At 49.4% G+C, this 13637-nt stretch carries 2 protein-coding genes and 1 pseudogene; all 3 read left to right on the forward strand.

What is annotated here, in order from left to right:
* Window positions 1–261 precede the first annotated feature (261 nt).
* The 3 genes and pseudogenes from FJD38_RS20785 to FJD38_RS20790 all read left to right on the forward strand — a co-directional run bounded on the left by FJD38_RS20785 (window position 262) and on the right by FJD38_RS20790 (window position 13635).
* Window positions 262–6495 (forward strand): hypothetical protein, encoded by a 6234-nt coding sequence (locus FJD38_RS20785; RefSeq protein ID WP_146387264.1) that lies wholly within the window; start codon window positions 262–264, stop codon window positions 6493–6495.
* Between the two features lie 105 nt (window positions 6496–6600).
* Window positions 6601–6737: pseudogene (locus tag FJD38_RS25075) on the forward strand (enoyl-CoA hydratase); the annotation flags it as partial.
* Between the two features lie 124 nt (window positions 6738–6861).
* On the forward strand, window positions 6862–13635 hold the full coding sequence (locus tag FJD38_RS20790) for a hypothetical protein (RefSeq protein WP_146387266.1): 6774 nt from the start codon (window positions 6862–6864) through the stop codon (window positions 13633–13635).
* The last annotated feature ends 2 nt before the right edge of the window (window positions 13636–13637 follow it).

The raw sequence follows: 13637 nt of genomic DNA on the forward strand, positions 1-13637 counted from the left end.
TACTTCCAGTGATCACGAATATCATCAGGTTGGCAATGGAACGTAACGCCCATGCGCTGTCCTTTGCTTTGCGTAACCCAAAGAAAGTGATTCTGGCATGTATTGAAAAGCGTACCGCCAAGTTTGAAGGAAGCTGATTAGGCACGTACCAACCGTCGCAATCATCCAAATTCGTTTCACTTCATTCAATTAAAGCCGAGAACCCTCCTACACTAAAAACTACCATTTCACTCATGCCTGCTCCTTATAGGGTGGTTAGCAATGGGTAAATCTGTGCTCGAAAAACCTGCGACGGTCCCCGTGCTTAAAGTCGCACCTGACCAGGCCCTGGCGAGCCAGCTTCTTCAAGGGGGCACGGAGCTTCTCAACCTGGTCGCCCCCGGCAATATCATCCAGCCCGGAGCAACTGACACGTCGGGTTTTGAACAGAGTCTCTGGCAGCCCATGATCGAAGCGCTGCTCCAGCAAGTGGGCAACTCGTTTCTGGACTGGGTTTGGCAAGCCCTCAAGGATTACTTTGCCGAACCCTTGGCGCTGTTGAATGGCTTCCAACAACTGGCTGCAGTGTTGGTCGATCCAAAGATTACCTTGCTTGTCAAAAGCAAGGCATTGCTCGATTTTCTCGAGGCTCAAAACAGCCTCACACCCACGGCTACACCCTATATCGCTATTGCCCAACATCTTCATCACATCATCGAAGTACAGCAGCAAAGAGCGGCATTCACCGTTGCGCACAGTGTTTTGACCCTCAAAAGCCTGGTTGCGCTGGCTCATATGCCCGAAGTGCAAGCGCTTGCAGGCAAGCACACTCTCGCCCCGGTGCAAAACCTGTTACGCGGCGCCCTGGAGATGGCTCAAACCTGGCTACACCTGTCTCAAGCATCGTGGGACTCACCCGAGTCTGTGTTTGAGGGGCTGCGCGAGGCCGACCTGTTACCAGGCTGGGTTATTGAAATTGTCGAGCAGGGTCAGCGACTTTACGAAGTTCTGGATGCGCTGTATGTGCAGGCCGAATCTAAAGCCGAGCTTGAAAACGCTCCTCCCCTGAAACGCTTTCTGACTCAGTTCAATGAAAGTAACGACGCCTTGGGGAAATTCACTGCGCTGTTTTACCTGTTGGTCGACGATACAGCGCTGCCAATCCTCAACAAATACGCTGGAGACGCGTTTGGCGGTCTGTTCAAGGTATTCGCGCTGCTTAAAACAGGTCAGCAGGCGGCGCCAGAGGACACCAGCGGCATGAGTGCCGCCCTGCTCACCCTTGATCACTACACCAGTAAACCTTTTATTGCGCGTATGAGTGGTGCAGGGGAAGTCGGGCAGTTGATGGCCGAGCCTCTGTCTTTCGCGCACGCGGCACTGCGCGGTTCTGCCAGACAAGAAGCGGGCATGAACATGGTGCTGCGCTTGTTCGATCCCAAACAGACCTGGACCGGTTTCGCCAAGGAAACCATCGCCGAGATACTTTGGCTGCCCGAAAAAGAGCAGGTCTGGAAACTACTGACCAGCGACATTTTCCAGCACGGGAAAATGATCCGGGCGTTGTCGCAAGTGCTGGATAACCAGTTCTGGGACGAGTACGCAACCGCCAGCTGGCAAGACCTGCCGGCCCTGATCGGTGGCACCCTGAAACGTGATCTACAAGCGCCCGACTCCCAATTCGTCCGAGCTCAGTCCATTGCCAGCGGGGTGCCTGCTGACCTTATCCAGCCCGTACTGACAGCGACAGCCAGCATTATCCAATCATGGAAAGGAGACAATTGGAGTGATTTTTTAACGGGCTCAACGCAGTCGGTCAACGGCATGGTGACAAGCATGGCCAACAAGGGCCAAGTGCTGCCCGAACAGATGCAAAAAGTTTTAAACACCTGCCTGTTTCTGACCAAAAACGTTGCCCGCCTGATCAGTCTTTGGAGCTTGTGGCACGCCACGCAAGACAAGCAGCAACTGGGAGATGAAAGCGTTGCTCTGATACGTCAACTGCTGGTCGAACACGCCGATGACACAACAGTGTGGGCCTTTGATAAAGCCCTGATATGGCTACCCGTTTTACCAGGGCTTTACCGCGTATTGAAACAGGTTCAACCCATAGAGACCGGTCAGCGTATCCAGTGGGTGACCCGTCTATTGGTGAGTCTGTATACGCAGCCGGAAGTGCAGGCTAACCCTGAAATTATCTGGCTGCGCGAACAGGTGCAGCGCATCGCCCAGGAGTGGTTGGGCGCGATTCCTGAAGCCGTGTTAGGACAGGCGGTGATCGAAGAAGTCGAGGCGCAACCGGGTCTTGTGCAAAAAACGGTGATCAAATCGCTTTATCTGGCTATCGATACTGCCCCGCCTCTGCTTCGCTTGATGAAAAGTGCCGTTAACTATGCCAGTGAAGGCCTTCTGGGGGATGTCATAAGAGGCCTTTTACAGCCCCAGGCATCACTGGTGCCCTTGATCATGTTTTTGGCCGTGATACCCGATAGTTCCGAGGCCAGTAATGAGACGTCGACGCCTAAACCTGATCCTCAACCCATTGATACAACGCCCGTACTTGGGGGAGTGACCGCTTTCACTTTCGTGGCCGGGATAGTTTTGGCCTTTAAGGCCCGTAGAAGTTATCGCGAAGGAAAGCTGGCGGCACAGAAGCAGGAAGAAGAAGCTGATGCTGTCGAATCTTTAGTCATGACACCCGTTGTACAAACAGGCGCTTCTTCGGAACAAGACAACCTCATTGAAAACACGACACCTCCTGATCGCCCCGTCGCTAAAAACAAGGCCAACAACTGGAAAATTGAAGCTGCTTTGGCGGGGGTATCCTTATTACTATTCTCAGCGTCTGCTTACGCACTGATCAATAGATATACGTCTTCATCCACGCCAACAGCGTCTGATGCAGCCCAGAAAATCGAACACATATGCGACACGCTGCTCGTTATGCTCTCCGCTCCTCAAGAAGAGATAGAGCTGACTCCAGAAACGGTTGATCATTGGTTGGAAGCACTCATTTCTGAGGTAGCAACACTCAATGAGTCATTGGCGTCGTTTGATACGCTTTTCACACCCACGCCCTCTGATGAAACAACTACTTCTCCCACCCCACAGCCCTTAGCAAATCGAAAAAAACGAGACACGTTCTCTCAAAATCAACAAGATTTTATAACTGCATTTAAGATGAGCACTGTCTCCTTTCCGATCAGGAAAAGTGCTCCCCCAAATTTACAAAGCCGGCACACTATAGAGCTCGACATCAAGGCGACCAAGATCGAACTGGCCGGTTTTATCAATGAACTTTCTGAACGAGCACGTCAAATACAAGAGCCCTTTAAAGCCAACAATCCACATACAAGAAATTTGAAGCGCCGCGGGACCAGTTTTGCATTGGTTTTTGAAACATTAAAGGATTACACGGCCAGAATAAGCCGCAACACTGAACGAATCAGACGGCAATTAACACCTGCAATCAATGACAGGACAGAAAAACTAAGAACTCTTGCAAATGCACTCGCAACACAACCAAAGGTAAACAGTGCGCTCCCCCGCAAGAGCCTGTTTTTTTCATACGAAGGTATTTCTCCAGAGTCAAATATCACTGATATTAGAACAGCCAGAGACCTCATCGCCTACCCTTGGGGTGAAGTCCTTATCGATACCAGCGGTAATCTCGAACGTTTTAAAGAGCAAAACGAACTGATTATCGCCATTTTTTATTGCGATGCACTCATCGCAGCGATCCTTGAACTGCGTGACGCCTCTAGTGCGACCTCTCAAGTCACGCCTTCAATACGCCGCCAATACAATCAAGACTTGACGGTCATTGTGGACACTCGGGAAATAATTGAGAACTTGATTAACTATCAATTTAGCAAAAATCCGAACGTGCTCGGGAATTTGCTCTTTCGTAAAAATCAAGACCGAGAAGAATTCATGCTCGGCAGAATTGGTGAAATCCTGGGCAAATATATGCCTGGATCGACACTCAATGCCGACAGTACTTTCGACGTTGAATACCATGTGTCCGACGTGATACACACAGAGCGTTTTACCTTGCTTCAAATTGCCAAGGGCATCCACACCGTCTCAAAAAACGCTCGCAGCGGATCAAAACAACTTGTGAAATGGGCAACCTTAACATCTGTTCCAGCACAAACAGAAATTCTTGCATTGAACAAAGAATGGCTGATTATCAAACAGATAAACAGAGACGCTCAGCGAACCGCAGAACTTATGAGTGATGAACAATTTGCTGACCTTGATGCCCTTGATGTTCGTCAGTACTCAGAAGCATTCATACAGAAAATAACGGCGGAACTACTTCCTGACCCTGAAGATCGCGTGGGCATTCGTGGTAGTACACGCGTATGGGAAAAAAGAGAAGAAGATATCAACACTAAAAACAAGAAACAAATAAACACACAACTCGAGCCCCGTTATCAATCCACTAGCTTATTGGAAATTCTGTGGGGTATCACCGAAAAAAAACGACTCCACGAATATCTACGTACCCAACTGACCTACAGCCACTCCCCCCTGTTCATGGGCACGACTGAAACCGGTGCGGCTAAAGTTGCCAAAGCGCTTATCTCTAAAGATTTTTATCCCCTCTACATCGAGCACATCAAAGAAGCCTTCAAGAACGCCGAAACCATCAAGCTGCAACAGGAACTGATAGACATCACGTTACGCCCCCTGAAACCTTATGAACCCTTTAGTTCAGTCTCTTTGAAAGGCCGAGTACTTCCGGGCGTTATTTCGGGGTTTAGAAATCTCAATGATCAGATTGTTTATTCTTTTCCAGACGATAGAATCTGGAAATTCGACACCTCAATCGCAGTGCATGAGGCCTATATAAACAACACTGATGACTTCAAGACCTGCATGGACAGTCGTCAGTTTTACAAAAATCAAATGGTCAATCAAACACCTCAGGGCATGCCCCTCATGGGCATGCCCCTAACATTCAAGCTATTCACAAACCCCGCCGAAGAAATAATAAAGTCTTATCAAGAACGTTTTGCAGAAGATGCCGACATGCTTATCCACTCAAAATCTGAACTTCAGACCCTGAAAATCATGGAACGGTTAAAATTTGGCTGGAGCGTTACTTCACTATTTTTAGGCGCATTCTCTGTCACGTCTAGTGTTCTGGGCTTACTTTTCGGCCCCTTGGCACCTCTTATCCAAAGCTTCGCGGAGGACCAGCCCGATGAGAAATTCCGCTACCAGTGGGAAGCTGTAGCAGCAGGAATTGCTGAACTCTTTTCCAGTATTCCTAACGTCCGCGGCTTTTTGGCATCCAGCGCTACCCGAAAAGCGCTCAGGCTCTCGCCGCAGAATCTGAAAGCAATTCCCCGCGGGGGGTTCAGCGAATATGGCCTGTTTAAACCTGTGCCAGAGTCTCTTTCGAACAAACAAGCCCTAGTCGTTCCTTTGGGAAGAGTGCTGCGCAAAACCAATGCCTTACATTCTCCAACAGTGCTTGACGGAGAAATTACTACTGTGCTAACAGGCCCTTATAAAAAAGATAAGTGGCGTAAAAAGGAGTTATGGTCTAACAACTATGTCTTTAATCAGTTCGAGGCATTGAATCAAGCGGGCATTATTATGCTCACCGGCAATCACTCTCAATACGTCTACCTCCGCTTTCGACCTGCCGCATCCAGCAACAGTCGCTGGATGTTCGAAGCTAAGATCAGGGCTGCATCAGATACCTCTACAGGTTCACCTTCCAACAGGCGGAACCGCAGAGGAAGTTCGATGGGTGAGGTGCTGCAGAATTCAAAAGATGACATTTCAAAACTATTAGCTGCCGATCCTGTCCGCTATACGGTGTCTTTTGACAGCCAATCCGCAGAATCTTCTTCGGGGTCAATTATTAGTGACGAGGCTTTATCATGGGAAGGTACCCGCTATTTTGACAAGGTTAATTATAACGCCCCAGAACGTGATGCATATTGCGATCACTTGCTGCTCGCGCTGGACATGACCACAACCATCAATCATTTCAATCATACGTTCCAGATCAGTAAGGTGAAAGGCGGCAACACCCTAAATGCACTCAAGCTGCTGGATTACCTCATTTCTTATTACGCCAGCGTGCACGAGACTGTTTGGCCAGCCCTCTATACCCAAGTATTTATTGATACCACCCTGTCGGCGCTAGCCAGCAGCAACGTGATTATGGAATTACTGTTTGAAATGCTCATCAATAATGTATATGGCAAATACCAATCGCGCACGGCTCCATTGTCAACGTCGGCTGTCAAAACATTTATGCAACGGCTTGCTGCTCAGGCCGCGCAAATCATTAATTATCAACCCCGATACGAAGAGCCGCGCTCCTATGTTGCTGACTCACTGTTTCTCGAAGATATTGAAAGGCTCAAATCACAACTGACCTCTGACCTTGCCACGTGGCTTGTCTTGATCCTTAACTCTGAAGGTGTTGAACCTGAAAACACCACTGATGAAGTTGAGTTTCTCGGCGATTCCAGCACAAAATCAACATGAAATTCCCTACCCTTAGATGAGTCTTCTATACCATCCACCCCGGACACGAGGTCATCACCATCGCCAACGCGCCATCCGATTCCTGACCGCAGTCAAGCAAGTGCAGCGGCTCGCAGAGCACCGCTGGAGAGTGGCCTGGCCCTGGAACGCAAGGCCAATGCACTGTTGTTCGCCTCGCGCGACCAGAAGAAAGGGATGCAAGCCTTTATTGAAAGCGTACCGCCAGGTTTGAAGGAAGCTGATTAGGCACGTACCAACCGTCGCAATCATCCAAATACGTTTCACTTCATTCAAAACAAACAGATAACCCTCCTACACTAAAAGCTACCCTTTCACTCATGCCTGCTCCTTATAGGGTGGTTAGCAATGGGTAAATCTGAGCTCGAAAAACCTGCGACGGTCCCCGTGCTTAAAGTCGCACCTGACCAGGCCCTGGCGAGCCAGCTTCTTCAAGGGGGCACGGAGCTTCTCAATCTGGTCGCCCCCGGCAATATCATCCAGCCCGGAGCAACTGACACGTCGGGTTTTGAACAGAGTCTCTGGCAGCCCATGATCGAAGCGCTGCTCCAGCAAGTGAGCAACTCGTTTCTGGACTGGATTTGGCAAGCCTTCAAGGATTACTTCGCCGAACCTTTGACGCTGCTCAAAGGCTTCCAACAACTGGTAACCGTGTTGGCCGAGCCACATATATCCATGCTTATCAAAAGCAAGGCACTGCTCGATTTTCTCGAGGCTCAAAACAGCCTCACACCCACGGCTACACCCTATATCGCTATTGCCCAACATCTTCATCACATCATCGAAGTACAGCAGCAAAGAGCGGCATTCACCGTTGCGCACAGTGTTTTGACCCTCAAAAGCCTGGTTGCGCTGGCTCATATGCCCGAAGTGCAAGCGCTTGCAGGCAAGCACACTCTCGCCCCGGTGCAAAACCTGTTACGCGGCGCCCTGGAGATGGCTCAAACCTGGCTACACCTGTCTCAAGCATCGTGGGACTCACCCGAGTCTGTGTTTGAGGGGCTGCGCGAGGCCGACCTGTTACCAGGCTGGGTTATTGAAATTGTCGAGCAGGGTCAGCGACTTTACGAAGTTCTGGATGCGCTGTATGTGCAGGCCGAATCTAAAGCCGAGCTTGAAAACGCTCCTCCCCTGAAACGCTTTCTGACTCAGTTCAATGAAAGTAACGACGCCTTGGGGAAATTCACTGCGCTGTTTTACCTGTTGGTCGACGATACAGCGCTGCCAATCCTCAACAAATACGCTGGAGACGCGTTTGGCGGTCTGTTCAAGGTATTCGCGCTGCTTAAAACAGGTCAGCAGGCGGCGCCAGAGGACACCAGCGGCATGAGTGCCGCCCTGCTCACCCTTGATCACTACACCAGTAAACCTTTTATTGCGCGTATGAGTGGTGCAGGGGAAGTCGGGCAGTTGATGGCCGAGCCTCTGTCTTTCGCGCACGCGGCACTGCGCGGTTCTGCCAGACAAGAAGCGGGCATGAACATGGTGCTGCGCTTGTTCGATCCCAAACAGACCTGGACCCGTTTCGCCAAGGAAACCATCGCCGAGATACTCTGGCTGCCCGAAAAAGAGCAGGTCTGGAAACTACTGACCAGTGACATTTTCCAGCACGGAAAAATGATCCGGGCGTTGTCGCAAGTGCTGGATAACCAGTTCTGGGACGAATACGCAACCGCCAGCTGGCAAGACCTGCCGGCTTTGATCGGTGGCACCCTGACACGTGATCTACAAGCGGCCGACTCCCAATTCGTTCAAGCTCAGTCCATTGCCAGCGGGGTGCCTGCAGAGCTCATCCAGCTCGTACTGACAGCGACAGCCAGCATTATCGCCTCCTGGAAAGGAGACAATTGGAGTGATTTTTTAAAGGCCTCAACGCAGTCAGTCAAAAGCATGGTGACAAGCATGGCCAACAAGGGCCAACTGCTGCCCGAACAGATGAAAAAAGTTTTAAACACCTGCCTGTTTCTGACCAAAAACGTTGCCCGTCTGATCAATCTGTGGAGCTTGTGGCACGCCACGCAAGACAAGCAGCAACTGGGAGATGAAAGCGTTGCTCTGATACGTCAACTGCTGGTCGAACACGCCGACGACACAACAGTGTGGGCCTTTGATAAAGCCCTGATATGGCTACCCGTTTTACCAGGGCTTTACCGCGTATTGAAACAGGTTCAACCCATAGAGACCGGTCAGCGCATCCAGTGGGTGACCCGTCTATTGGTGAGCCTGTATACACAGCCGGAAGTGCAGGCTAACCCTGAAATTATCTGGCTGCGCGAACAGGTGCAGCGCATCGCCCAGGAGTGGTTGGGCGCAATTCCAGATGCTGTATTGGGAAAAGCGGTGATCGAAGAAGTCGAGGCTCAACCGGGGCCCGTTCAAAAAGCCGTGATCAAATCGCTTTATCTGGCTATCGATGTTGCACCGCCTCTGCTCCGTTTGATGAAAAGTGCGGTTAACTATGCCAGTGAAGGCCTTCTGGGGGATGTCATAAGAGGCCTTTTACAGCCTCAGGCGTCACTGGTGCCATTGATTATGTTTTTGGCGGTGATACCGACAAGTTCAGAGGCCGATCATACGCCTAAGGCGAAACCCGAACCCATGGATACAACGCCCGTACTTGGGGGCGTAGCTGCTTTCACTTTCATGGCCGCAATGGTATTGGCCTTCAAGGCCCGCCATAGTTATCGCAAAGATAAACTGGCGGCACAGAAACAGAAGGAAGATGCGGATGCCATCGAATTGTTAGTAAGGTCATCCGCGGCACATACAGACCCGACATCGGAACAAGAAAACCTCATCGAAAACACGACACCTCCTGACCGCCCCGTCGCTAAAAAGAAGGCCAATAACTGGCAAATAGAAGGCGCTTTGGCAGGGGTATCCTTATTAGTATTCTCAGCATCTGCGTACGCACTGATCAAGAGATATACGTCTTCACCCGCACCCACAGCGTCTGATGCAGCCCGTAAAATCAAACAACTATGCGACGATCTGCTCATTATGCTCGCCGCTCCTCAAGAATATTTTACTGCAGATGCAGTCGATCATTGGCTGGAGACACTCATTATTGAGGTCGCCGCACTCAATGAGTCATTGGCCTCGTTTGATGCCCTTCTAACCTCCCCTCCCTCTAATGAAACAACTGCATCTCCCAGCACGCCGCCTTTAGCCAGTCGAAAAAAACGAGACACATCTGACCAAACCGAACAAAGATTGAAACAGCCTTATGAATTTATTGCCTTGCCTATCAGCCAAAGTACGCCCCCAAACTTGGAAAGTCGGGACACGATAGAATCCGACATCAAGGCGACGAAGAGAGTACTGGCAGGCTTTATCAACGAGCTTTCTGAACGGACACGTCAGGTCCAAGAACCGTTTATAGAGAACAACAGAAACTACACCAGACGGGGAAAGGTCGCCCTTGGTGGGAGACCAGTGACTGAAACAATAGCTGACTACAATGAAAGAATCAGCTACAACACCACACGAATCAGAAGAGAACTAACACCTGCAATCAATGACAGAGTGGCAAAATTAAAGCGGCTCTTGGAGGCCCTGAACAACCTTCCAAAAGTTAACAGCCCCACCTCCCGCAAGAGCCTGTTTTTTTCATACGCAAATATCCCTCCACCGGCCCCGATCCACGGCATTACAACAGCCAGTGCCCTTATCGCTTACCCGTGGGATAAAGTCCGTATCGATACCCACGGAAAACTGGAGAGTTTCAAAACTGAAAACACACTGGTTCGCGCCATTCTTTATTGCGACAACCTCATTGCAGAAATCGTTAGGCAGCGTGATGAAACCCACGCGACGCCAAAAGTGACGTTCACGGTACACGACCGCTACAATCAAGACATGATAGTCATTCTTGAAACTCGAGAAGTAATCCAGGACTTGATAGAGTATCAATTTATAAATAATAAGAGGGTTGATGCACGCACCTCGGTTCTTAAGAACAAAGACCGAAAAGATTTTATGGTTGGCAGAATCGCTGAAATCATTGACAAATATATCCCTGGATCGCCACTGAATGCCAAAAGTACTTTTGAGGTTGAATACCATGTGCCCTACGCCATACACAAAGAGCACTTCACACTGCTTCAACTTTCCAACGGCATCCACACACGCTCAAACAACTATCTCCCCCCCTCCATCTGTGTAATAAAATGGGGCAACCTGACCTCTGTTCCAGCACAAACAGAAATACTCGCTTTGACGCAAGAGTGGAAGATTGTCAAACAGATAAACAGAGACATGCACCGCACCGCTGAACTTATGCGTGCAGGGCAATCCGCAGACCTTAGAACCTATGATGTACGTCAATACTCAGAGACGTACATAAGGCAGGTCATAGAAGAGCAACTCCCCAACCCTCAAGATCGCGAGGGTATTAGTGGCACCACTCGCGTGTGGGAAAAAAGGGAGGAGTCTATAAATCCAAATAACACTAAACAAAGACGTGCACAACTCGAGCCCCGTTATCAATCCACCAGCTTATTGGAAATCCTGTGGGGCATCACCGAAAAAAAACGACTCAACGAATATCTACGTACCCAACTGACCTACAGCCACTCCCCCCTGTTCATGGGCACGACTGAAACCGGCGCGGCCAAAGTTGCTAAAGTGCTTATCAATCGCGATTTTTATCCGCATTATATCAAGCTCATTGAAGAGACCTTTAAGGACGCCGAAACCATCAAGCTGCAACACGAACTCATAAACATCACGTTACGCTCCCTGAAAGCTTACGAACCCTTTAGCTCAGTCTCTTTGGAAGGCCGCGTGCTCCCGGGTGTTATTTCGGGCTTTAAAAATCGAAATGAACAGATTGTTTATTCTTTCCCAGACAATAAGCACTGGGAATTTCACACACCGATCGCTGTGCATACCGCTTATATAAATAACACTGATGACTTTAAGAGCTGCATGGACCGTCGTCAATTTCACAAGAACTACTTGACCAACCACAGCATCGCTGGCCTGCCGCTGACATTCACGCTATTTACGAATCCCGCTGAAGAAATCATAAAGTCTTATCAGGAACTTTTCACCGAAGATGCCGATTTGCTGGTCCATTCGAAATCTGAACTCGAGACCCTGAAGCTTATGGAGCAGTTAAAATTTGGCTGGAGTCTTATTTCAATATTTGCAGGTGCATTCACCGTCACATCCAGTGTTCTGGGGTTGATTTTCGGCCCCTTGGCACCCCTTATACAAAGCTTCGCGGAGGATCAGCCCGATGAGAAATTCCGCTTCCAGTGGGAAGCTGCAGCATCAGGAATTGCTGAACTCGTTTCTAGCATTCCTAACGTCCGTGGCTTTTTGGCATCCAAGGCCACCCGACAAGGGTTGGGGCTCGCACCGTTGGTTAAAGAGAAAGCCATCGCCGCCAATATTTTCAGCGAACATGGCCTGTTTAAACCTGTATCACTGGCTCTTCCGAACCAACAACCCCTTGTCATTCCGATAAACAGAATACTGATAGTGCCCAGGGACACAGCCTTACTATCATCACCTACAGCACTACCATCACTAACAACACCACTAACACCTGCCGAGAACATCATTACTGTACTGCCCGGACCTTATAAAGAAGACCAGTGGCGTAAAAAAGAATTATGGGCTAATCATTATGTCTTCAGACAGTTTGAGGCGTTAAAACAAGCGGGCACTATCAGGCTCAATGACGATCACAACCAGTACATCCAACTCAGCTTTCAACCTGCCGCAGAAAACGGTCTTTGCTGGGAGTTCGACTCCATGATAGTGCCTGGTTCAAAGAATTCTACAGGGGCGCCTATCAAGGGTCGCAAGGGCAGGAGGAGTACAATCGCTGAAGCGCTAATAAACTCGAAAGATCTCATTTCAGCACTGTTAGCTGCCGATCCTGTCCGCTATACAGTGTCGATTGATGGCCAACCCACGGCCTATTCATCGGGCGTGATCATAAGTGACGACGCTTTATCCTGGGAAGGTATTCGTTTTTTTGACGAGACTCACTATGTCGTCCCTGAACGCAATGCTTATTGCGATCATCTGCTGCTCGCGCTGAACATGACCACAACGATCGAATATTTCAATAAAACATTACAAGTGAGTGAAGCAAAAGGCAGCAAAAACAGAAACGCACTCGACATGCTGGATTACCTCATTACCTACGCTAACATGACGCAGCCTAATAGTTGGCCTTCACGATACACTCAGGATTTTATTGATACCACACTGTGGTTGTTCGCCAGTAACCACATCATTACTGAGTTGCTGCTTGAAATGCTAATGACCAATGTATACAGCAACTACATGCGCCGCACGATTCCCTTTTCAACGTCGGCTGTCAAAACCTTTATGCAACGACTAGCTGCTCAGGCCGCGGCGAATATTGGCTATCAACCCCGCTACGAAGTTCCGCGCAACTTCCTCGCTGATTCAGCGTTTCGTGGTGAAATCAACACGCTCAAGGAGAAACTAACTCCTGATCTTGCCACGTGGCTTGTCATTATCAATTACTCAACAGGTGTTGCACCGTTTGACGCCACCGATGAGGCTGTCGCGACAGGCGAACATCCGGAACTGGCTCCTGCATCTAACCGCCTCAATAAAGATATTCTCGTCCATGATGTAGACCCTTCTGAACGGCCTTTAGAAGCTATGCCGGAGCCGATACTGCCCATTATCCACACAGAAACATTTGCCGATCGCACCCCAGTAATCGGTGAACTCACGGCGCTCTATGATGGTAACAAGCCCATTTCTGTTCCTATCGGACAAAGTCTGCGTATCCGAGTAAAGATGCACAATCGGCGTACCCTTGTCCAAGAAGGCATTTATGCCATTCCTGAAAACTCGCGCAGTCCGCATACGTTTCCTCACTTCGTTGCAGACCTTATCAATCAAGATTTCAATAATAAAATATTGCTCAATAATACTCCTGTACGTCTATTTGCCGGCACCCGAAAAGAAGTGTTGGATACGGACAACACGGTCATTGGCTATACCTACTCGTTGGAGCGTGCTGACAGAATCAATATTTACAGTAACATTAATCAGCTGAACCCCAGCCTCCCCCCGTACGAGGTCATTATCGAATTCTTAAATGAATATGGCGTACTGGTCCCCTGAGT

Source organism: Pseudomonas saxonica (genome assembly GCF_007858365.1).
In the GTDB taxonomy this organism is placed as follows: domain Bacteria; phylum Pseudomonadota; class Gammaproteobacteria; order Pseudomonadales; family Pseudomonadaceae; genus Aquipseudomonas; species Aquipseudomonas saxonica.